Annotated in this window: 22 protein-coding genes; 7 read left to right on the top strand and 15 right to left on the bottom strand. The window is 66.7% G+C overall.

Features of this window, described 5'->3' with window-relative positions:
- From G6N53_RS05430 to G6N53_RS05390, 9 genes are all read right to left on the bottom strand, one after another.
- Complete coding sequence (locus G6N53_RS05430) at nt 1-1,044, bottom strand: ArsA family ATPase (protein WP_163887575.1); 1,044 nt, start codon at nt 1,042-1,044, stop codon at nt 1-3.
- On the bottom strand, nt 1,035-1,310 hold the full coding sequence (locus tag G6N53_RS05425) for a cory-CC-star protein (protein WP_237166425.1): 276 nt from the start codon (nt 1,308-1,310) through the stop codon (nt 1,035-1,037). Before G6N53_RS05425 ends, G6N53_RS05430 begins: the two co-directional genes overlap by 10 nt.
- Nucleotides 1,311-1,314: 4 nt before the next feature.
- Complete coding sequence (locus G6N53_RS05420) at nt 1,315-3,024, bottom strand: carbon starvation CstA family protein (protein WP_163887574.1); 1,710 nt, start codon at nt 3,022-3,024, stop codon at nt 1,315-1,317.
- A gap of 107 nt (nt 3,025-3,131) precedes the next feature.
- Nucleotides 3,132-3,746 carry a class I SAM-dependent methyltransferase gene (locus G6N53_RS05415; protein WP_163887573.1) on the bottom strand — a complete coding sequence of 205 codons (615 nt, stop codon included), beginning with the start codon at nt 3,744-3,746 and terminating at the stop codon, nt 3,132-3,134.
- A 53-nt stretch (nt 3,747-3,799) separates the two neighbouring features.
- Nucleotides 3,800-5,179 (bottom strand): TRAP transporter large permease, encoded by a 1,380-nt coding sequence (locus G6N53_RS05410; protein ID WP_163887572.1) that lies wholly within the window; start codon nt 5,177-5,179, stop codon nt 3,800-3,802.
- Nucleotides 5,176-5,694 carry a TRAP transporter small permease subunit gene (locus tag G6N53_RS05405; protein WP_163887571.1) on the bottom strand — a complete coding sequence of 173 codons (519 nt, stop codon included), beginning with the start codon at nt 5,692-5,694 and terminating at the stop codon, nt 5,176-5,178. Before G6N53_RS05405 ends, G6N53_RS05410 begins: the two co-directional genes overlap by 4 nt.
- A complete protein-coding gene (locus G6N53_RS05400; protein WP_163887570.1) occupies nt 5,691-6,782 on the bottom strand; it encodes a C4-dicarboxylate TRAP transporter substrate-binding protein in 1,092 nt (363 codons plus the stop codon). Before G6N53_RS05400 ends, G6N53_RS05405 begins: the two co-directional genes overlap by 4 nt.
- Before the next feature lies 1 nt (nt 6,783).
- Nucleotides 6,784-7,584, bottom strand: a complete 801-nt coding sequence (locus G6N53_RS05395; protein WP_163887569.1) for a carbon-nitrogen hydrolase family protein — start codon at nt 7,582-7,584, stop codon at nt 6,784-6,786.
- Nucleotides 7,581-8,375, bottom strand: a complete 795-nt coding sequence (locus tag G6N53_RS05390) for an HpcH/HpaI aldolase family protein (protein ID WP_237166424.1) — start codon at nt 8,373-8,375, stop codon at nt 7,581-7,583. The genes G6N53_RS05395 and G6N53_RS05390 overlap by 4 nt, the downstream gene beginning before the upstream one ends.
- A 104-nt stretch (nt 8,376-8,479) precedes the next feature.
- On the opposite strand from G6N53_RS05390, the gene G6N53_RS05385 reads away from it, so the two are divergent.
- On the top strand, nt 8,480-9,172 hold the full coding sequence (locus G6N53_RS05385) for a GntR family transcriptional regulator (RefSeq protein WP_163887568.1): 693 nt from the start codon (nt 8,480-8,482) through the stop codon (nt 9,170-9,172).
- 75 nt (nt 9,173-9,247) lie between these two features.
- Here the strand turns inward: G6N53_RS05385 and G6N53_RS05380 are convergent, their stop codons facing one another.
- Complete coding sequence (locus tag G6N53_RS05380) at nt 9,248-9,805, bottom strand: DM13 domain-containing protein (protein ID WP_205390296.1); 558 nt, start codon at nt 9,803-9,805, stop codon at nt 9,248-9,250.
- A 154-nt stretch (nt 9,806-9,959) separates the two neighbouring features.
- Between G6N53_RS05380 and G6N53_RS05375 the strand changes: the two genes are divergently transcribed.
- A complete protein-coding gene (locus tag G6N53_RS05375) occupies nt 9,960-10,208 on the top strand; it encodes a hypothetical protein (protein ID WP_237166423.1) in 249 nt (82 codons plus the stop codon).
- A 42-nt stretch (nt 10,209-10,250) separates the two neighbouring features.
- Here G6N53_RS05375 and G6N53_RS05370 read toward each other — a convergent pair whose 3' ends face one another.
- Together G6N53_RS05370 and G6N53_RS05365 are read right to left on the bottom strand one after the other, a co-directional pair.
- Entirely contained in the window at nt 10,251-11,267 is a 1,017-nt protein-coding gene (locus G6N53_RS05370; protein ID WP_163887567.1) for an NAD(P)-dependent alcohol dehydrogenase, read from the bottom strand.
- 33 nt (nt 11,268-11,300) lie between these two features.
- Nucleotides 11,301-12,194 (bottom strand): SDR family NAD(P)-dependent oxidoreductase, encoded by an 894-nt coding sequence (locus tag G6N53_RS05365; RefSeq protein ID WP_163887566.1) that lies wholly within the window; start codon nt 12,192-12,194, stop codon nt 11,301-11,303.
- 55 nt (nt 12,195-12,249) lie between these two features.
- Between G6N53_RS05365 and G6N53_RS05360 the strand changes: the two genes are divergently transcribed.
- Complete coding sequence (locus G6N53_RS05360; protein ID WP_163887565.1) at nt 12,250-12,831, top strand: TetR/AcrR family transcriptional regulator; 582 nt, start codon at nt 12,250-12,252, stop codon at nt 12,829-12,831.
- Between the two features lie 402 nt (nt 12,832-13,233).
- Here the strand turns inward: G6N53_RS05360 and G6N53_RS05355 are convergent, their stop codons facing one another.
- The 3 genes from G6N53_RS05355 to G6N53_RS30080 all read right to left on the bottom strand — a co-directional run bounded on the left by G6N53_RS05355 (nt 13,234) and on the right by G6N53_RS30080 (nt 14,822).
- A complete protein-coding gene (locus tag G6N53_RS05355) occupies nt 13,234-13,881 on the bottom strand; it encodes a zinc ribbon domain-containing protein (protein ID WP_163887564.1) in 648 nt (215 codons plus the stop codon).
- Nucleotides 13,878-14,177, bottom strand: a complete 300-nt coding sequence (locus tag G6N53_RS30730; RefSeq protein ID WP_435405308.1) for a CDGP domain-containing protein — start codon at nt 14,175-14,177, stop codon at nt 13,878-13,880. Before G6N53_RS30730 ends, G6N53_RS05355 begins: the two co-directional genes overlap by 4 nt.
- Nucleotides 14,178-14,315: 138 nt before the next feature.
- On the bottom strand, nt 14,316-14,822 hold the full coding sequence (locus G6N53_RS30080; RefSeq protein WP_163887563.1) for a peptidoglycan recognition protein family protein: 507 nt from the start codon (nt 14,820-14,822) through the stop codon (nt 14,316-14,318).
- Nucleotides 14,823-15,339: 517 nt separating this feature from the next.
- Between G6N53_RS30080 and G6N53_RS05345 the strand changes: the two genes are divergently transcribed.
- From G6N53_RS05345 to G6N53_RS05330, 4 genes are all read left to right on the top strand, one after another.
- Nucleotides 15,340-16,926, top strand: coding sequence for a serine/threonine-protein kinase (locus G6N53_RS05345; RefSeq protein ID WP_163887562.1), 1,587 nt, complete (start codon nt 15,340-15,342; stop codon nt 16,924-16,926).
- The gene (locus tag G6N53_RS05340; protein WP_276000844.1) at nt 16,923-18,419 is read left to right on the top strand and encodes a neutral zinc metallopeptidase; all 1,497 of its coding nucleotides are present in this window, start codon (nt 16,923-16,925) and stop codon (nt 18,417-18,419) included. Before G6N53_RS05345 ends, G6N53_RS05340 begins: the two co-directional genes overlap by 4 nt.
- Before the next feature lie 87 nt (nt 18,420-18,506).
- Nucleotides 18,507-20,033: a serine/threonine-protein kinase gene (locus G6N53_RS05335; RefSeq protein ID WP_237166421.1), complete on the top strand. Its 1,527-nt coding sequence runs from the start codon at nt 18,507-18,509 to the stop codon at nt 20,031-20,033.
- Nucleotides 20,017-20,931 carry a serine hydrolase gene (locus tag G6N53_RS05330; protein WP_237166420.1) on the top strand — a complete coding sequence of 305 codons (915 nt, stop codon included), beginning with the start codon at nt 20,017-20,019 and terminating at the stop codon, nt 20,929-20,931. Before G6N53_RS05335 ends, G6N53_RS05330 begins: the two co-directional genes overlap by 17 nt.
- The last annotated feature ends 77 nt before the right edge of the window (nt 20,932-21,008 follow it).

Genomic DNA, 21,008 nt, shown 5'->3' with positions numbered 1-21,008 from the left:
TCAACCGGACTGTGGTCCGATTGATTCCCGGGCTGTCACGGTCCCGTGATCCGCCTGGGCGAGCGCGTCCCCGAACCGTTCGAGCGCCTCCTGGCCCACGATGTCCCCCGGCAGCAGGGGGACCTGCAGCAGCGGGACGTCCGGGAGGGCGCCGCGCAGGACGGCGACGTGCACCTCCTCCAGGGCGCGGCGCTCGGCAAGGAAGTCTCCGGCGTCGGCGGGCGAGCGCTTGTTGACCACGAGCACCCCCACGTGCACGCCGTCCCGGACCAGCTGCTCGTGCAGCTCGACGGTCTCGAGGACAGGCAGCCGTTCGGCCGCGAGGACGATGACGAAGCTGCAGCGCTCGGCGTCCACCAGGATCTCCCGCAGAACCTCGAACCGCTCGCGGCGGCGCAGCAGGATGCGCCGGATCTCCAGGTCGCGCTCCTCGCGGGGATCCCGGGGCCTCTCGGTACCGACGATGCTCTCGCCCGCGGCGTCCCGGTCCTCGAGGCCACGCAGGGCGGCCCCGAACTTCTCCGCCCTGCCGCGGCGCCGCAGCAGCCCCTCCGTCCAGGCGGACATGATCTCGGGCAGGGCCATGAGCCGGGCGGTGTGCCCGGACGGGGCGGTGTCGAAGACGATCAGGTCGTAGTCGTCCGGGCCCGTGTCAACGAGCTCGGCGATCCGCTCCAGCACCGCTGACTCGTGCGTGCCCGGCGAGTCGCGGGCAAGTTCCATGTGCTTGTCGACCTCGGCCGCGAGGTGCTCGGGCATGAGCCGGCGGATCGTGGCGCCCACGGCGGCGAGGTGCGCGTCGGCCGTGGCGGCCGGGTCCACCTCGAGCCCGTCGAGGTTACGGGCGAGCGGGGTGATCCGGTCCCCGATCGGGCGCTCCCACAGGTGCCCGAGATTGTGGGCCGGGTCGGTCGAGACGACGAGCACCCGCCGGCCGGCGCGGGCCTGGGCGAGGGCGGTGGCGGAGGCGACCGCGGTCTTGCCGACACCGCCCTTGCCTCCGACGAACAGGACCCGGCGGGCGGCGGCGAGCTCTAGCAGCACGAGACGTGCTCCAGGGGAGAGCGTTCCATGCCCATCCGCCGGTGCCAGTCGTGGAACCGGTCATAGACCACGGGCAGCAGCTCCACGGTGTAGTAGCTGGCGGGGTTGGGCACGCCCAGTGCCTCAGAGAGGACGAGCATCATGAACAGGTCCTCCTCGTCGCGCTGGGCACGGGCGAAGGTGCGCCGGTAGGGCGCCACGTAGAACTCGTGCAGGCCCGCACCGAGTCGGGCCTGCGCGCAGCGCAGCCGGCCTATTACCGTCACCGGCTCACCGGGAGGACCGCTTCCCCGGCGCCGCGCCCTCCATCGCGTCCTCGTCGAGCTCGGGCGGACTCTTCTTCGCGTGGGACATCGCGATCACGGACTCGAAGATGACCCACACCGCGGCGATCAGGATGATGACGTCGAGCACGAGCAGCAACCAGTTCTCGGTTGCCCAGAACTCACCCATCTGGACTATCAGGGCGTAGACCGACATCACGAGCAGGAACACGAGCGGGACGAGCACCGGGAGCACCGGGCGGCCCTTGCGCAGCAGGATCACGGCCACGATCGACAGGGTGAGGCCGGCCAGCAGCTGGTTGGTGGTGCCGAAAAGGGGCCAGATAAGCATTCCGCCCGACCCGTCCCCGCCGGCGCCGAAGGTGAGGCCCATGGCCACGCCGAGGACGATCACGGTGGCCAGGGCCTTGTTGAGGGAGAAGCCGATGATGTGGGCCGCCTCCTGCACCACGAACCGCTGCAGGCGGATACCGGTGTCCATGGTGGTGGCCGCGAAGAGGATGGCCATGGTCGCCAGGATGGTGGCGCTGAGCCCGTCGGGGAGGCCCAGGCCCTGGTTGACGATGGCGGCGCCGCCCTCGATGAACGCGGACACCCCGCCCTGGCCGAACGCGGAGTAGACGGCCTCCCAGTCGGCGATGGTCCGGAACCCGGCGGTGGTCGCGATGATGGCGCCCAGCGCGAGGAGCCCCTCGCCGACCGCACCGAAGTAGCCGACGAAGCGGGCGTCCGGCTCCTTGTCCAGCTGCTTGGAGGACGTGCCCGAGGCCACGATCCCGTGGAACCCGGAGATCGCACCGCACGCGATGGTCACGAACAGCAGCGGCACGAGGCTGGGCGTGCCCTCGGGCAAAGAGTCGTTGAATGCGGGCGCCACCACGGTCGGAGCGGAGATCAGCACGGCGCCGTAGAGGATGCCCAGGGCGATGAACAGCTGGAGACCGTTGATGTAGTCGCGCGGCTGCAGCAGCATCCACACGGGAAGTACCGAGGCCACGCCGGCGTAGAGGAAGAGGACCACGATCCAGAACGCGTTCGCCGACATTCCGAGGACCGTCTCCGGCAGCACCACCGGGAAGCGGTCGCCGACCAGGATCAGGGCGTAGAGAGCCACGACGCCGATGACGGAGACGAGGGGCAGGCTCCACTTGAGCCGGTAGATGGCCTGACCGATGAGCAGCGCGACGACGATGGCGCCCCAGGTGGGAATCACCGCGGTGGGCGTGTTGACGAGGAGGCCGGATATGACCACGGCGAACGCGGCGTTGACCATGAGCAGGACCAGGAAGATCACGACCAGGAACAGGTTGCGCCCGCGGTGGCCGATGTATTGCCCGGATAGGGATCCGATGGACTTGCCCTTGTGCCGGCTGGAGGCCCACAGGGCGCCGAGGTCGTGGATGCCGGCGAAGAAGACGGTGCCGATGGTCACCCAGAGGAAGGCCGGCACCCACCCCCAGATGACGGCGATCGCGGGCCCCACGATGGGTGCCGCCCCCGCCACGGAGGTGAAGTGATGGCCCCACAGCACGTACTTGTTGGTGGGCACGTAGTCCACGCCGTCACTGAGCTCGTGGGCGGGGGTGACGAAGGAGTCCTGGAGCTTGTAGACGCGGCGGGCCAGGAACCTCGAGTACAGCACGTACCCGAGGATCATCATGGCGACGCCGACCACGGCGAGGACAACGGAGTTCATGTCGCTCCGATCTCACTGGAGGGTCACGGGTGTCAGCTGGGTCACCATGCTACCGGCGCGTGAACTGGGTCATATGGTGGTGGTGCGCGCCGGTCGGACCTGTCGACTCAGGGCTTGAGCCACCGCCACTGTGCCGTCAGCCAGCCGTGGGCGTCGGGCAACCGGTCGCACACCGCGGTGACGACCCCGGGCCACAAGCGGTCGTCGTAGTCGTCGCCGGAGAGCCAGCCACCCGGCTGCACCTTGGGTGCCCATGCGTCGATGTCGGCGACGACGCTGTCGTAGTCGTGCCGGGCGTCGAGGTGCACCCATGCCAGGGAGCCGTCGGTGAAGAAGTCGGCCGCCCTGGGCGACGAGCTGATGAAGACGTGCACCGTGTCGGCGAAGCCGCAGGCGATCACGTTGCGGTGCAACAGGCCTGCGAACGTCCCGCCGCCGTATTCGACCGCGGGACCGTGGGCGTTCTTGTTGGCCGGGCCTTCCTGCCCGCTGCCGCGGCAGGTGTCCACCCCGATGACCGTGTAGTCACGTCCCGAGCCGCGCACCACGTCGGCCAGTGAACACAGGCTGCGGCCCAGATACGAGCCGACCTCCACGAACGTGCTGCCCTCGGGGAACACGGTGACGGCTTCCTGCTGGCCCTCGCGCCAGTGGAACCATCCGGGGATGTCGTCCCAGTGCGAGACCTCGTCGGCGAACGCGTCTTGTGGTGGATAACGCACGATCAATCGGCTCCCCTCGTCACCGCGATCCTCCCACCGGGGGTGGGGGGCGGCTACTGCGCGGCGGACATGGACGGCAGGAACGTGACGATGGCGGGGAACACGATGAGCAGCGCCACCACCACGACGTCGGCGACGATGAACGGCACGACGCCGCGGAAGACGCGGCCCAACCCGGCCTCGCGGACAGCACCGGAGTAGACGAACGCGTTCATGCCGACCGGCGGCGTGATCAGCGCCATCTCGGCGACCTTGACGATGAGCACACCGATCCAGATCCCGTCGAATCCGTAGCCGGTCAGGATCGGGTGCAGCAGCGGCGCGGCGATCAGGATCATCGAGATGCCGTCGAGGAACATTCCCAGCGGCAGCAGGACGATCAGACACAGCACCAGCACCAGGTACGGCGGCAGGTCGGCCTCGGTGACCGCGGAGACCAAGGAGGTGCTCGCCCCGCTCAGCGCCAGCACGTAGGTGAACACCCCGGCGCCGATCATCAGCAGGAAGGTCATCGCGGTCAGGCCGATGGCCTCGGTCAGCGCTTCTTTGATCTCGTGCAGCCAGGCCGGCGGGCGGGTTCGCAGCAGCAGGATGATCAGCGCGGCGAACGCACCGAAGGACGCCGCCTCGGTCGGGGTGGCCAGACCCAGGTAGATGGTGCCGATGGACACGGCGAAGATGACGACCAGGTAGCCGAACCCCAGCAGGTCGAGGCGGCCTGGCCCGCCGGATTCGGCTGCTTCTTCGGACAGCGCCTTGCCGGACTCGCCTTCCGGGTCGGTGGTGGCATCCACCTCTGCTCGTTGTGCGGCGCGGCGCCGCTGCCACATGACCAGCGCGACGATCGCGACCGCGTACGCGGCGATCGTGACCACACCGGGGCCGATCCCGGCGATCAGGAGTTGTCCGATGCTTTCTTCGGTGACCACGCCGTAGAGCACGAGGACGATCGAGGGCGGGATCAGCACGCCCAGTGTTCCTCCGGCGCAGACGACTCCCGCGGCCAGCCGGATGCTGTACCCGGCGCGGACGATCGCGTCGGTGGAGACCCGCGCCATGGTGGCGACGGTGGCCACGCTCGAACCGGTGACCGCGGCGAACATTCCGGACCCGGCCAGTGACGCGAGTGCAGGCCCGCCCGGAAGTCGGCGCAACAGCGCTGAGGCCAGGTCGAAACCGGCTTGGGCGAGTCCGGCCCGGACGGCGAAGATCCCCATCACGATGAACAGCGGGATGATCGTCAGCGAGTAGTCGGCTGCGGTGGAGAACGGCTGGTTGGCGACGGTGCTGACGCCGGCGCCGGTGCCACGCAGCAACAGCACGCCGACGAACGCCGAGGCCATCAGCGACAGGCCCACGTGAAGCCGGATGGCCAGCAGGCCGAAGAACAGCACGAGGACGACGAGCAGGATCAATCCTGTGGTGGCGGTCATCGGTGCGCTCCGCTCGGCTCGGCACGCAGCGCCGAGATGGTGAGGACTTCCCTCCACACCGCGACGGCGAAGAACAACACGAACGACGCGAGCAGCACCACCTTCGCCGGCCAGGTGGGCAGCCGCAGAATGTCGTTCGTCGTCTCACCGCGCTCGACGGCGCTGAGCAGGACCTCGCTCAGCCCCCACGTGAGCAGAACTCCGAGCCCGATCAACAGCAGCGTGCGCAGCACCGAGAAGACCATCCGGGTGCGCACCCCGAAGCGACTCTCGAACAGCTCGACCACCACGTGCCGGCCGTCGGCCTCGGCGGACGCCAGGCCGAGGAAGGCGATGGCGACCAGCAGCATCGTGGCGATTTCGACGGTCCCGACGATCGAGCGGTCACGGAAATTGCGGCTGACCACGTCAGCGATGGTCAGCAGGATCAGCCCGACCAACAGGATGCCGGCCACGACACTCAAGGTCCGTGCGACCACCAGCACCGGCCGGGGAAGCGTGACGTCCTCGGTCATCGGATCTCCCCCTCGAGGCACGCATAGAACGGATCGACGTACGTCGAGCGCGCAGACTCTTCGCCGATGATCCGGCGGTAGTCGGCGAGCACACCCTCAGCGTCGTAACCCCGTTCGGCGTAGCGGTCCACCCACTGCTGGGCGATCCCGGCGCGGTCCTTCCACGCCTGAATATCCGCGGGCGGCATCGTCGCCAACTGCGCGCCGGTCGCACGCAGGTCGGTGCAGGCTTGGACACCGAGCTTGTCCATCTCCTCCAAGCCGTTGGGGATGGCGTTGCCGGACGCTTCACCGATCGCGTCCTGATACTCCGGCGGCATCGACTCCAGCAGTTCGGCGTTGATCACCACGATCGAGGACGCGTACGCGCCGATTCCGGGGTCGACCAGATACGGCGTGGTCGAGGCCAACCCAAACGTGGGGAGGTTGGCGATCGCCAGCGAGGTGTACCCGTCGATGACGCCCCGTTCCATGGACTCGTAGACGTCGGTCGCGGTCATCGCCACGGGGTTCGCGCCCACGGTGAGCAACGCCTCGGAAGTGAGGCCGCCGGAGCGAATACTGCGCCCCGCCAACGCCATGGGGTTCGGGGCGGGCTCCTCGAGACCGATCAGGTTGATGCCCAGCGGCAGAGGGAACAGCAGTTGCGCGCCTTGGCGGTCGAAATCCCTACGGTAGGTGTCGTTCTCCTCGTAGAGCCGCTCGATGGCGGTCATCTGCACTTCGGGGTTGTTGGTCTCGAACGGCAACTCGATGACGGTGAACATGGACAGGTCCGACGCGGAGTACAGCGAGCCGACCTGGGCCAGATCGGCCCGGCCGTCCAGCGTCGCCTGCAGCGCCTCATCCGCATCGACGAGGCTCTGCGAGTAGTGGAACTTGACCCGCACTCCGCCATCGGTGCGGTCCTCGACCTCCTCGGCCCACCGCTGCATGGTCACCGACTGATCCGAGGTCGGCGACGAGTAGGTCGTGTAGTGCAGCACGAACTGTCCGTCGCTGACGGCACAGCCCGCCGACGCAGCCGCGCACACGGCCGCAGCGACGACCGCGACGGCCGCGCGCAGGCGATGGGTGGCTCCGGTCATGTCACCGCACCTCCGGCTGGACCCGGTAACGGCGAAGGGACAGCGCCGGGTTGACGGTGCGCACGCTGTCGAGGCGGCTGCGCTCGAGGCGGGCCACACCGACGCCGGCGGCCTCGCCGAGCGCGGCCAACGGGATGCCCATCGGGTCGAGGATCGCGCTGTTGCCTGATCCGGCAGGGGCGATCTGATCGGCGGCCAGGACGTAGACGGTGTTCTCGATGGCCCGGGCCCGCAGCAGCGTGTTCCAGTGGTATTCCTTGAGCGGCCCGGGAACCCACTCGGCGGGCAGGGCTATCACGTCGGCGCCTTCGTCGACCAGCACCCGCGTCGTCTCCGGGAACCTAAGGTCGTAGCAGGTCTGCATACCTACGGTGAATCCGTTGACTCGCAACAACTCTGGGGTGGAGGGGTCGGCCGCGAGCACCCGATCGGATTCCTTGTACCCGAAGGCGTCGTAGAGGTGGACCTTGCGGTAGACGGCGGCGATGGCGCCGTCTTGGATTCCGACGAGGGTGTTGTGGATCCTGCCCTCCTCGGCGGCCTCGTTGACACCGACGATGACCGACACGCCGAGTTCGGCGGCGGCCTCCCCGAGCCGGGTCACCGACGGACCGTCGAGGGGTTCGGCGGTGTGCACGAACCGGTCGTCCATCGACGGCACCGTGAACACCGCGTACTCGGGTAGCACCACCAGTTCGGCGCCGAGCTCGGCGGCTTGGCGGAGCAGATCGATCATCGCCTCGACGTTGGCCGCCTTGTCCTCGGTCGGGGCGAATTGGGCTACTGCGGCAGTCAGATTCATCGGTTTCCTCTCTCGTCCGCAGTGATCTTCCGGAGGTTCTGCATCGTCGCGGTGAACCCGGCCAGCATGGCGCCGTACTGCATGGTGGCGACGACGGTGTGCGCGCCTTCCGCAACGGCCAGGCGCTGTTCGGCGTCGCTCCAGGCCGGGAGCAGCCACGGCTTGCCGGCGGCGTTGGCGGCCCGGGCCAGCTGGCGGATGTCGGCGAGGTCGCCCTCGGTCACGGTGTAGGCGCCGCGGTCCCGACGCAGTGACAGGTCCGACGGACCGATGAAGATCCCGTCGACGACGGGCAGGTTCAGGATCGCGTCGATCTCGTCGAACGCGGAGGCATCCTCGATCATCGGGTAGCACTGGGTGCGGCGGTCCTGGGTGCTCACCCAATCATCGGTGAACCCGCGGAAATCAGAGGTCCGCCCGCCGGCGAACGACCGGTCGCCCAGCGGCGGGAACTTCGCGTATCCGCAGATTCGGGCGGCGTGGGCGGCGGAGGTGATGTGCGGGATCGCGACGGCGTCGGCGCCGAAGTCGAGCGCCTGCTGGATCGGGCCGCGCTCCGGGCCGAGCACCTTGGCGATCACCCGCATGCCCTTGGCCCGGATGAGCGGGATGATCCAGTCCAGTGCGCGCAGGTCGAAGAGGCCGTGTTCGATGTCGAGCACCACGGTGTCGTACCCGGCCAGGCTGCCCATCTCGACGGCGGCCGCGGAAGGTTCGGTGAGCCAGATGGAGAACGCCGGATGACGGGGTGCGGCCCCGGTCCCGGGTGGCGGTCCGGATTGGTTCGTCAACGCTTCGCCTCTTCTCGGGGTGACAGTGGCGTGGTGTGAACTCAGTCTGTACACATGTTGTATACACGAAGAATGCACGCGGTGTAAATGGTTGAATGGCTTTCATGCCCCCCATCGGAAGCCGCAGCGGCGCGGAGACGGCCAAGGCCACCGCCAGCCAGCGCGCCTATGGGTGGATCCGCGATGCGATCCTCAGCGGCGAGTACGCCGAGGGCGAGTTCATCGACGAAGTAGCGCTCGCCGCGCGTGTGAGTACGTCACGGACTCCCGTCCGCGAAGCCCTGCAGCGGCTCCAGGTGGAGAGGTACGTCGACCTCCTACCCCGCAGGGGGGCACAGGTGCGGGTGGTCACCGCGCTGGAGATGCGCGAGATCTACCAGGCGCGCTTCGTGCTCGAATCCGCTGCGCTGCAGACGATCTGTCAACGCCAGGCCGGCCTCCCGGCACGCGCGCGGGTGTTGGTCGAGGAGATGGAGCAGGCGGGCCAGGTGGGGGACTGGAACGGGTTCGCCCAGCTGGATCAGCAGTTCCACGCGGAGATCGTCCGGCATCAGGGCAATGCGGTGATCGCCGAGCTCTACGACTCGCTGCAGCCCCGCCAGGTCCGGCTGGGCACCCGCACCCTCGTCGAGGCGCCGAGCCGGTTGGCCACCATCGAGCGCGAGCATCGCGAACTCGTCGCCGCCCTCGACGCCAACGACGCCGATGCCAGCGTCGCGGTGCTGCGCCGGCATCTGCGCGAGATCCCCGAGCTGGTGGACGCGTTCTCCGCCGCCCGCGGCGCGGCACCTGCGTAGTCGTGGAGAAGCGGCCGCAGGAGACCGGCCGGGCGGTAGAGGTGGTGGACTGGCGACTCACCTCGGGCGGACCGGTCACACTGGCGGCGACAGCTCCGCGGCGCCGAACGACACGTTGAACCGGTCGCACCAGATGCTGACGCTGGTCAGGCCGTCGACATCGGCGTCGGCGGGCACCGGGTAGTTGGCGCTTCCCCGGTTGCCCTTCAGCGATCCCAGATCGACCCAGCGGCCGTCGTCGAACACGCCTGCTTCGTCGGTCCCGGGTGTCACCGGCGCGTCGGTCAGCCACACCTTGAGGTCGGGGCCGTCGCTGGTGTTGAGGTCGGAGACCCGCACCACCAGGGAATCGTCGGGCAACCGCAGCATCTGCACCGTGCCAGTGGTCTCGTGCTCCTGACTGACCAGTTCGCCCTGGGCGACGACGTCGATGGTCGCGGCACCGGTGGCCGTCACCTCCGGCGCGTCGCCGGTGGCGACGGCGGCGGGTGGAGCTTCGTCCACGGTTGTGCTGGTGAACAGCTTCCACGGTTGGAACCAGTAAGCGCCGACGGCAGCGGCGACCACCAGCACCACGAGGCCGACAAGGGCCAGGGGATGGCTCAGGATTCGGCGGCGCGAAGATTCGGACACGCTGAAATTATCGCCGCCGACCAAGCCATCCGCCGCCGAACCTGGGAAAAGCTGCGTAAACGCTGTGCCTACCTTCTCCGCCGTTCGGGAAGTGGCGCCTGTGTGACCCTTGCAGCACAGCGGGTACTCCCTCGGTCGAGAGAAGGGAGCTCCGGTGATCGCTGGGAAAGAACCGACTTCGGCACAGGTGTGGGAGGTCGTCGTCGCCAGGCTGTACGACACCGCCGACCGTAGCGACGGGGCCGAAGAGACGTCGATCGTCCAGGGAGCCGAAGACGAAGCGCGCCGGGTCTATGCCGACAAGACCGCGGAGGCGGTAGGTGAGGGGTACGACTTCGTGACGCTGAGGTGCGACGGTGAGATCGTGGAGCGGTGGCCGCAAGCCACCGGCTGGACGGTATAGCCCCCAGGCTCGCACCAGGCGGTGCCCCTCCCTTCCTCGCGCTCAGCGTGTGGAGAGGACCGCCCGGAATCGGATGTCACCGGATCGGACGCGGGCAAGCGCCGCGTTGATGTCAGTCATGGCGAAGACCTCGACCACTGGCCGCACGCCTGTGCGAGCGGCGAAATCGAGCATCTGCCGGGTTTCATCCGGCGAGGCCACCAGCCCACCGGAGATCTTCTTCTCGGCGAACACCAGTGAGAGAGGATCGATCTGCATGGCGCTCTCCGATGCGCCGACCACGATGAGCGTTCCCTGCGGCTTCAAGGACGCCAAGTAGTCGTCCCACGGAAGGTCGGCCGGGACCGTGCAGATGATGAAGTCGAAAGTGCCCGCCGCTTGGGCCACCTCATCGGTGCCGCGGGTTGCGATGAAGTGGTCAGCCCCCAGTGCGACGGCTTGGTCGCGCTTGTCGGGTGAGGTGGAGATGGCTGTCACCTCGCATCCCCACGCCCGGGCGAATTGGATGGCCAGGTGACCGAGTCCGCCGATGCCGACGATGCCGACGTGATCGGCGGGCTTGATGTTGTGCCGGACGAAGGGCGCGAAGGCAGTTACCCCCGCGCAGAGCATGGGGCCGGCGTGTTCGAGTTCGATGGCCTCGGGAAGCGGGAACACGAAGCGCCAGTCGCTGGCGCGCACCGAGGAAGCGAAGCCGCCGCGGTCGCCCCGAAAGGCCATGCTGTCTCTGAGGGCGCACAGTTGGTGCCGACCGGTCAGGCAATATTCGCAGCTCATGCAGGACCCGGCTACGCCGCCGACGGCGACGCGTTGACCGACCGCCAGCCGGTTGGTGTCGACCATTGGCCCGACGGCCGCGACGATGCCCGCGACCTCGTGGCCAGCGACTGCGGGCACTTCTGTGCCCCAGTCATTGTCGATGACCATCAGATCGGTGTGGCAGATGCCGCAGTGCGTCACCTCGACGTCGACCTCGAGCGGTCCCAACTCGTCTGCGTCGTACTCGTAGGGGGATAGGTCGGCGCCGGGAGTGGCGGCGGCAAAAGCATTGACACGCATGATCGTCCTTATCCGAGGTCTGTGAGTGCTGCGTCAGCGGGAAGTATCGGAGGCGCTCATGACCACGGCGTCAGCGCGGTAGGGGCGCAGCGCGGCGGCGAGCATTCGGTCGAGCATCCGGTCGGGCAGGACGCGCACAAGGGCGAGGAGTGCGGCTTCGCGGCCGACGGTGTAGCGCGTGCGTGGATGACGAACCGTGACAGCCCTGGCGATCACGTCGGCCGCGGCTTGCGGCGGCAGACCTCGGCCGCTGTGGGCGGCGGTCTGTGCGTTGATCGCGTGCACCAGTGCGCCGTAACGCTGGCGTTGAGTGACTGTCATCCGCGACGCGAGATCCGCGGCGGTGGCGATGGCGCGGCCGGGCATCTCGGTTCTGATGGCGCCCGGTTCCACCACGACCACCCGGACGCCCGAGGGCGCGAGTTCACGCCGGAGCGCGTCGCTTACGGCCTCGAGGCTGAACTTCGTGGCCGCGTAGGGCCCGTAGGTGGGCATAGCGATTCTGCCGCCCACCGAACTGATGTTGACAACCCGGCCCTGGGCGCGGATCAACGCCGGCAGGAGTGCCTGTGTCACGGCGATGTGGCCGAAGAGGTTGACCTCGAACAGGTATCGCCATTCGTCAAGCGGATACGTCTCGACCGGGACGTTCACCCCGACGCCGGCGTTGTTCACCAGCGCCCGAAGTCGACGGCGCTGCGGGTCGTCGTAGATCCGAGTAGCTAGGTTCTGGACATGGTCCGGATCGGTGATGTCGAGGATCATCGGCTCGATGCCAGGGGCGCGAATGGCGTCGGCGTCCCGCTCTCGCCGGACACCGGCCAGCACGTGGAATCCCCGCCGAGCCAGTTCATGCGCCGTGGCCGCGCCGATGCCGGTGGAAGCACCCGTGACGACGGCAAGCTCGGATTCAGATGACAATGTCATCTGAATAACCATACCGTTTAAGATGACAGTGTCAACTCTGAAAGGAACTGCGGAGATGAGTCGCATCGAATCTGCAGCTGCCACGCGTCGCGCGCTTCTCGATGAGGCCGCGCAGCTGCTGGACAGCGGGGGCCCCGACGCCGTGACGCTGCGAGCAGTCGGCGCACAGGCCGGGGTGAGCCGCGGTGCGCCCTACCGGCACTTCGCCGACAAGGAGAGCTTGCTGACCACGATAGCCGCCGAGGGGTGGGATCGACTCAGCTCCAAAATGCACGCACTGCAGAATGATTCGCACCTCGAACCGGTCGAGAGGCTGCGGATTGCTCTCCTCGATGTCATCACGCTCAGCCGGCGACAACCGCACCTGTACCGGCTGATGTTCACGACACCTGCCGGAGATCCGACCGCCGTAGTCCACGCCGCGCAACGCTTATGCGATGAATTCCTCGCCATCGTCACCGAGGTCGTCGGTGAGCAGGAGGCCCAGCGCTATGCAGCGATAATGTTGACTGGTGTGCACGGCGCCGCAGGCTTGGAAATGAGTGGCCTGCTCACCACAGCCAAATGGCGCACCAACGCCGAGGAACTCACCGATGGGCTCATCGCGATCATCGATGGCGCAGACCGCCGAAACTAGCTGCGCACGCCTGTGATTCCGGTCGTCTGTGCCTGGAGCGACTGCTTCATCGTGTTGCCTCGCTGTCTCGCACCAGCCGGATCCATGTATCCGAGGCAGCGAGCCGTCCCGGGCACCACTTTTGCGACGTACTAGTTCTGGACTGGTACATCGAACTTCAACTACCCGGCGGAGGGGCTGTGCTTGCCGCTCACGCCCCAACAGACGCACGCCCGAGGCCACGGGAACGCCTGCTGCACCGCGACACACCCGGCCGCACGGCATGAACGCCCCGCTGATTGGAGCTGTTGCGCCTGATGACGCGCTACGCGGTATCCACCGTTTCGCGGCAAAGGCCGCACCGAAACCGCTCCGCGCCAACCGGTATCCGCTGCTCCGCATCGCATCGCGGGCAGTTCACCGTCACCTTGACCCCTTCGCTGGAGTGTCCGCGACGTCCACGACCGACACTGGCTTCGCCGACTGCTTAGGCTTGGCGGGTTGATTAGACGCCGGCTGCGCGAAGCGGTAGCCGCAGTGTTTGCACACCTTGGCGTCGATCATGATCAGCTCCGCGCAATCCGGGCATTTGCGACGCTGCCGCTGCTCCACCAACGAGTCCGACGCGCCTGTCTGGGTGGACGGGTAGAACTTCAGCATCATCGATCCGGCGACTGCCGCGACGATTCCAGCCCCCGCGACGTAGACGGCGATACCGAGAGCAGCGACGACGCCCGGTTCGTCCGCATTCGGCGTCCCATTGACGATGGGATAGAGGGTTCGCATGTCCTCGTCGGCCGCCAAAATCGCGATCCATCCACCCATCACGACGCTGGTGATCAGGGGGAGCAGCCACAGTTGACCGTCAGGCTTCATCCATGCCCGCGTCGCGCCAGCGGCGACTGCAATCGCCAGGAGCAGCAGAATCCAACCACCCGACTGGATCAGCGTGTTGTCCTGAATGCGCGCGAATGGGCCGGTCGGCTCGTTAAACGGCAGAAATAGGCCGAGGATGATCGTCGCTGCGCCGGCCAGTGCAATGCCGAGACCGACGGGGTTGCCGCGCGTCACGGCCAGAGGTGACGTTGCGGCTGCCCCAATGGCAGCACCGGCCACGGCTCATCGGTGTTCACCGGGTAGCACCGGTACGTCCCCGGAACCACGCCGCTGACCTGCCCATATTGACCGAAAATCGGCCCGCCGAACGTAGTCTGGCACCGTTCAAAAGTGCCGTCCGCCCGCAGGGGTCCATCGCAATACTGCGCGAACGGCTGAGTTTCACAACCGGCCGACGCCGGGGCCGCCACCCCCACGCTGATCGCCCCCGCACCGGCAGACAGACCGAGTATCCAGATGATCCCCCTCATCGGCTGGAGCCTACCCTCCCCGGCAGTCAACTGTTCGCGAGTGAGCGAGTTTGCTGGCTGATAGAATCCGTACTGTCCGCCGGCGAAATTGGGCGTGAGGCCTCGACCTCGTAAATTCGCGGCGCAAGACCATTCCGCCTATCCGCCAGCCTCTATGGCCGCTACTCGCTCCGCAGCCTCGGGCCCGCAGATCTTCTGCAAGTTGACCGGGCCGGCGGCCATCAGCTCATTGACTAGGTGTGTGAGTTCTCCCGAAGCCACATACCCGTAGAGGTCCGCGCCTGGGCATGCGGTAGAGGCGAAATCTCGATGTCCCTCAACCACACTCGGGCTGATCGAGAAAGTGGAAGCGGCCCACGCGAATGCCATGGCCGCGCCATGCAGCTGTTCGCGTGTTACGGATTCCTGGTCGAAGTCGCCTTCGCAGAGAACGAGAAAGTGCCCAGTGGGGTCATACTCAGTCGCGGTGTCACCGGCCAGCTGTGGATCCCGAAGCTCGTAGATGTTGCCGCCGCGATCGACGCCGACGTGATAGGCGATGTCACTCCATCCGCGTTCGTTTTGGTGGAGTTTCTGATGCTGAAGCAGCCGCGCCGGGGCGTTGCGGTTGTCGCCGAGTACCGAGCCCGTGTGGTGGACCGTCATTCGCGTGATTGTGTGCGGCACCCCACCGGGCCGGGCTGGTTGTGCGCGCCAAGCGTCGCGACAGAGCATGGGCGTCGAGACCGCCAGCGGTGGCAGCGCTGTGTCGATTGGCTGCGGCACGGGTTCTACTGAGGCGTCCGTGGCAGCGGTGGCTCCGGGAGTCCCCGTCGGTGCAGGAGGAGTTTCATTCATTGCGGAGTTCGCCACCTGCGACTGGTTAGCGCAAGCTCCCAACGTCGCCGCGAACCCCGCCGCACCAGCCAGGGCCAGGAGCTGCCGTCGGTTGACCGTGGCGGCGAGCGGGCCGTCTACTCCATCAGACCCCCGTTTGTGCATGCCGCCGACCATACGGATGGCGATCCCGGTGCGCGGCGTCTTCCGCTGTCAACTATGTGGTTGATGCCGCCCGGGGTGCTTGGAAACGGCTCCAGTTCACTATGGACATACACAAGGTCCGCCAACTCGACTGCCGGCCGAACCGGTCGTTCCCGTCGGAGATGGTGGTTAAGATTCGCCCATGCCCATTGCTGAAGGGGCGGTCTTTGCCGGATACACCATTCAGCGCTTATTGGGCAGCGGGGGGATGGGCGAGGTCTATCTTGTGCAGCATCCCCGGCTGCCTCGCCAGGAGGCGCTTAAGATTCTCCCGGCTAGCGTGAGCGCCGATCCGGATTACCGCCAACGGTTCGCACGTGAAGCTGACATTGCCGCTGCCCTGTGGCACCCACACATTGTTGCCATCCACGACCGCGGCGAACACGACGGCCAGTTGTGGATCGCGATGGATTATGTGGAAGGCACCGATGCATCCCGACTGATGCGCAACCGATATCCATATGGGATGCCGCCCCGCGAGGTTGTCGGCGTGATCGCGGCCATTGCAGACGCCCTTGATTACGCCCACGAGCGGTTCCTGCTGCATCGTGACGTCAAGCCGGCAAACATCTTGCTCAGCGATCCTCGCAACGGCGAGCGCCGCGTTGTCCTGGCAGATTTTGGTATCGCCCGCGGTGTGGACGACAGCAATGGGCTGACGGCGACCAACATGACGGTCGGGTCAGTGGCGTATGCCGCTCCTGAGCAACTCACCGGCAGGACGCTCGATGGACGGGCCGATCAGTATGCGTTGGCCGCCACCGCTTTCCACCTACTCACTGGGACAGCACCTTTCGGGGATTCCAATCCGGCTGTGGTAATCGGTAACCACCTCAGTTCACCGCCGCCGATTCTGAGCAGGCTGCGCGACGACCTCGGACACATGGACTCGGCGCTAGCGACAGCGATGGCGAAGGAGCCACACCATCGCTTTCCCACCTGCCGCGATTTCGCGGCCGCGCTCGCAGGCCGTAGTGGTTCCGCCTACACGTCCGCCGGCGCTGCCGTTATCGGTCCATATGACGCCACGCAATTGTCACCGCGCACTCCTCCAGTCCAGGGTGGAGTCCCATTGCAGGAGCGGGTCACTTCCTCGCCGACACTCGTGGCGAATACCTCTGGCCGGCGCACGGCGCTGATCGCCGGCGGCGTTGCCGCGGCGCTACTGGCGGTAGGAGCCGTCGCCTTCCTCGGCGCAAAACTCGGGCAACCAGCGGCGACTCCGCCTACTGCTGCCCCATCTCCGTCCCTCACCCGCCCCGCATGGCCCGAAACGCTCGCCCCACCCCGCACAGTGACGCGCACTGCGCCGCCTGCCACCGTGACTCAGCCCAACAGCCCATCGCCCGCGCCTCCGCCCGTCCCGGCGCCTCCGCCACGTGCTCCGTCAGCACCGTCAGGCGACCTTGCGCTACGCCAACCCATGAGCCAACCGAGCTGCAACGGCCAAGGGATCGTCGTCCTCGGGTCGGTCACCACGCCCGGGCAGTACGCAGCTGGAGTCCAGCGCCTTCTGGCCGCGCATCCAGGTGCCTCCTATCTTCGGACCGACCAGACCTGCCCCTCGCTGCGCGCAGCGACAGATGAGGGCGACCCGATCTATGCCGTCTACCGTCCAGCCGGTGACACTGTGGCCGAGGTCTGTGCCGCCGTGCGTTCCGCCGGTGGTGACGCATACGGGAAGTGGCTGGACTTCACTACAGACCCGAGTTTCAGAATCCCGTGCTGACTGACAAGCCGTCGGGTACTGATACCCGGCTCGCTCACTGCGTCACCACTCGCCGGTTCGTCACCGCGGTGCTTACCGCGGCACTCCTCGCCGCATGCTCCTCAACCCCCGGGTCGACATCCCGTCCTGCGGACAATCAGGTGGAGTACCGCGTCGGAGGCCTTCCAGTGATCGAGGGCCCGAGCGGGTGGCGGGAAGATGCGCCCGCACCACGACGCGAGGCCGGCTACAGCGATGGCGGCGCAGTTGATGCCCTGGTCCTCTCGGCAGTCGATGATGTTGAAATGTTCTGGCAGCAAGCCTATCCCGAGACGTTCGGCGCACCATTCGACCCCGTCGACGAGCTGGTGTCCTACGACTCTCTAGACCCGTTCAGTCAAGAGGTGTGCGGCATCGAAACCTACGACCGGCCGAATGCTATGTGGTGTTCTCCGCTGTTCTCGGACGAAGAAACCATCGCCTGGGATCGCGGCTTTCTTGTGCCGACGGGCCAGCAGTACTTTGGGGACACTTCGGTCGCCGCGCTGATCGCTCATGAGTATGGCCACGCCGTCCAGCACGGCGCTGAAATCGTGAATCTGTTCACCGAGACTATCGTCAAGGAGCAGCAGGCTGACTGCTTCGCCGGTGCCTACAGCCGCTGGGTCGCCGAAGGGCGGTCGCCCCGTTTCACCCTCAGCACTGGTGACGGCCTCAATCGAGTGTTGGCCGGTGCAATCAGCTTGGCCGACCCGGTGTGGTCCCCCCAGGAAGCAGAGATGGTCGAGGAAGGCCATGGCACCGCTCTCGACCGCACCCGGGCATTCCAGCAGGGTTTCGTTGACGGCACCCCCTCCTGCACCGCTATCGATCTCGCTTCGATTGAACGGGAACGCGGGGACCTGCCCATCCTTCTGCAACGGGATTCCTCTGGAGGCGTGCAAACCGGCGAACTACCGCTCGAAGAGTCCACACTGTCGGTGCTCCTCGAGCTTCTCGACCAGATATATGCGCCACAAAGTCCACCCGGACTGTCCTTCGATGGGCAATCGTGCCCCACCGGTGCGGCCAGCCCGCCGGCGTCGTACTGCCCGAGCACCAACACGATTTTGGTCGATCTACCTGCTCTGCAAGCAATGTCGGTCCCGGCGGGCACGTCAGACTACGCATTGCCACAGGGTGACAACACCGGCCTCTCGATAGTCACATCGCGGTACGCGCTGTCATTGCAGCACGCCCAAGGCCAGCCCCTCGATGCGCCGAGCACGGCGCTGCTCACTGCCTGTCTGACCGGCGTCGCGCAAGCTGCCATGGCTGACCCGATCGAACTCCCGAGTGGAAACAGCCTGCAACTTGCCGCCGGCGACATCGATGAAGCCGTCGGCGGACTACTTACCAACGGTTTGATTGCCAGCACAATTGACGGATTGACGGTGCCGGCCGGCTTCACCCGGATCGAAGCGTTCCGCGCCGGACTCTCAGGTTCCGAGCAGACCTGTCACCAGCAATACTGACCACCCGTTCATCGACCCTTATTGCTCGGCTGAGTGGCGGGTTGTGGTTCACTGGCAAACAGAAAGTGCACAGGGGGTATCGGGGTGGTGGCGTCGTCGGATCGGCCAAAGGCCGGCGCGCGATTCGGCAAGTACGAGCTCATCGCGCTGCTTGGCCGTGGCGGCATGGGTGAGGTCTACGAAGCGCGCGACACCCAGAAGGGCCGCATCGTCGCCCTGAAGATCCTTCTGGAGCAGTATGCCCAGGATCCCAGCTACCGCAGCAGATTCACCCGCGAAGCAAGCGCCGCCGCCTCTTTGCAGGAGCCACACGTCGTGCCCATTCATGACTGGGGCGAGATCAACGGCAATCTGTACATCGACATGCGGCTCATCCGCGGCACCGATCTGCGGAGTCTGACGGTGGGCGGCCCCCTCGACCCCGTCCGGGCGGTGCACATCATCGGTCAGGTCGCCTCCGCACTGGACGCCGCGCACGCAGAGGGGCTCATCCACCGCGACATCAAACCGGAGAACATCGTAGTCTCCGGTGACGACTTCGCCCATCTTCTGGACTTCGGTATCGCGGAGAAGGTGGGCGATACACACCTCACACAAGCCGGCATGACTGTCGGTTCCTGGGCCTATATGGCGCCCGAACGGCTGAGCGGCGACCACGCCACCAAGTCCGTCGACATTTATTCGCTCTCGTGTGTTCTTTACGAAGCCCTCACTGGGGCCCGGCCGTTCGCGATCGACAGCATGCAGCAGGTGGTCAATGCGCACCTGTACACGCCGCCGCCGCGCGCCAGTGCCGCCAATCCCCGCGTGCCACCATCCCTTGACGCCGTGATCGAACGGGGGATGGCGAAGGAACCCGACGACCGCTACGGAAGCGCGGGCGCGCTTGCCCGCGCCGCCCAGCGCGGGCTCTCCGCGCCAGCTGGCCGTGACCCCAACGCCACCTTGGCCGCTGCGCACGTCAACTTTCCGACCGAACAGCACACTCGTCCCGCGCCTCCCCTTCCAGCCGCGCTGCATCCCCCGCCGCCGACCGTGCCACCGTCGCGCCCGAGCATGTCCAAGCCAATGCTGATCGGTATCGCCGTCTGCGCGGCGCTTGTCCTCGCTGTCGCCGGAATCGCGATTGGCTTGTTCGCTGGTCAGTCCGATGATGACGAAGGTGAGGCCTCGGCGCAGAACCCATCGCTGACGCGTCTCCCGGTGCCCGAACGGCCTTCGCTTCCAACCGGACAGCGGCCGTCGGCGCCGGCCCCGAATCCGTCGCCGCGTCGTCCTGCAGCGCCGCCACCTGCGGTCACGGGAGTCGACGGCCTCGGACAGCGTTGCGACGGGGGATTCGAGGTGGCCGGAGACCTTGGCGACGGTGGCCGCGCGGTCCGCGGGAGTCTCGAGACCAGTTGCCGCTTCGTCGATAACGTCCTGTCCGCGTATTGGGATGCCGGTGGACCGAACGCCTCACCCAGCACGATTTATGCCGCGGGCGGAGTGCCCTGCGATCCACGCTCCGCCCGCTGCCGGGGCAATCTCTACGTACTCGAATGCGGCCCCTTCGGCGTCAGCGACTGGGTCACTTGCCGAGGTGGTGTGAACGCGGTTGTCCACATCTACTAGTCGGCAACTTCTGGCCTCGGTCATTGCGGCCCTCCTCCTTGCGGGTTGTTCGCTCAACATCAGCGGCACACCGAGCACCCCTGCGAACTTGCCGATCGCAACAGGGCAGCCGCCATCTTCTGTATCCGTCACGGCCGTTTCGCCCACAGCGCCTGCGCCGAACCTCATCTCGTCACCAGCACCGCCGCCGACCGGAGATCTAACCGCGAGTTTCGACGCCGTCGCCGCCACCATGCCAGCGGGGGAAGTCGGCATCGCACTGTTCAACGGCCAGCACAGTACCGTCTTCGGTTCCTGGACCGGCGGCGCAGCATGGTCCACCATCAAGGTGCCGCTGTCGATCGCCGCCCTACGCGCAGACGAACCCGAAGCCAAGCCCTTAGTACAACAGGCGATCTCGCAATCCGACAATATCGCTGCCGACCAGCTGTGGGCCATGCTTGGCGACCCACAAACCGCCGCCGGCGCTGTGGATATTGTGCTGCGCGAGGGTGGTGATACCGCAGTCACCGTTCAATCTGAACAGGTCCATCCGCCGTACAGTCCCTACGGACAGACTATTTGGCCGAAGGAACAAGCAGCGGTCTTCGCGTTCGAGTTGCCTTGTATTGCGGCAGCCGAGCCCGTTGTGGAACTTATGCGCAATCTGGACGGCAATCAGCAATGGGGGTTAGCGCCATTTGCCGACGTGGCAGCCAAGGGCGGTTGGGGGCCGGATCCCGGCGGCGGCTATCTGGTGCGCCAGATCGCTCTCGTCACCAACAGCAGTGGCACCTTCGGTGCCTCACTGGCAGCCAAACCTGCCGACGGCAGCTTCGAAACCGGGAAGGGCATGCTCAATGCCCTCGGCTCATGGGTTGATCAGCAACGCAACGCGATTCCTGGCAGCAGCTGCTAAGGAATAGACCCACTGCGCATCCGCTTCACCACGTCTCCAACCGACGGTAGCGAACGTATCGCAGCTTCCCCGGGGCT

Origin of the sequence: Mycolicibacterium hippocampi (genome assembly GCF_010723735.1) — a bacterium.
In the GTDB taxonomy this organism is placed as follows: domain Bacteria; phylum Actinomycetota; class Actinomycetes; order Mycobacteriales; family Mycobacteriaceae; genus Mycobacterium; species Mycobacterium hippocampi.
This window is presented reverse-complemented; position numbering and strand designations above follow the sequence as displayed.

Coding starts and splice junctions, on each gene's coding strand:
- G6N53_RS05420 (WP_163887574.1), bottom strand. CDS start 3,024: ATGAACTCCGTTGTCCTCGCCGTGGTCGGCGTCGCCATGATGATCCTC.
- G6N53_RS05410 (WP_163887572.1), bottom strand. CDS start 5,179: ATGACCGCCACCACAGGATTGATCCTGCTCGTCGTCCTCGTGCTGTTC.
- G6N53_RS05405 (WP_163887571.1), bottom strand. CDS start 5,694: ATGACCGAGGACGTCACGCTTCCCCGGCCGGTGCTGGTGGTCGCACGG.
- G6N53_RS05400 (WP_163887570.1), bottom strand. CDS start 6,782: ATGACCGGAGCCACCCATCGCCTGCGCGCGGCCGTCGCGGTCGTCGCT.
- G6N53_RS05395 (WP_163887569.1), bottom strand. CDS start 7,584: ATGAATCTGACTGCCGCAGTAGCCCAATTCGCCCCGACCGAGGACAAG.
- G6N53_RS05385 (WP_163887568.1), top strand. CDS start 8,480: ATGCCCCCCATCGGAAGCCGCAGCGGCGCGGAGACGGCCAAGGCCACC.
- G6N53_RS05370 (WP_163887567.1), bottom strand. CDS start 11,267: ATGCGTGTCAATGCTTTTGCCGCCGCCACTCCCGGCGCCGACCTATCC.
- G6N53_RS05365 (WP_163887566.1), bottom strand. CDS start 12,194: ATGACATTGTCATCTGAATCCGAGCTTGCCGTCGTCACGGGTGCTTCC.
- G6N53_RS05360 (WP_163887565.1), top strand. CDS start 12,250: ATGAGTCGCATCGAATCTGCAGCTGCCACGCGTCGCGCGCTTCTCGAT.
- G6N53_RS30730 (WP_435405308.1), bottom strand. CDS start 14,177: ATGAGGGGGATCATCTGGATACTCGGTCTGTCTGCCGGTGCGGGGGCG.
- G6N53_RS30080 (WP_163887563.1), bottom strand. CDS start 14,822: ATGACGGTCCACCACACGGGCTCGGTACTCGGCGACAACCGCAACGCC.
- G6N53_RS05345 (WP_163887562.1), top strand. CDS start 15,340: ATGCCCATTGCTGAAGGGGCGGTCTTTGCCGGATACACCATTCAGCGC.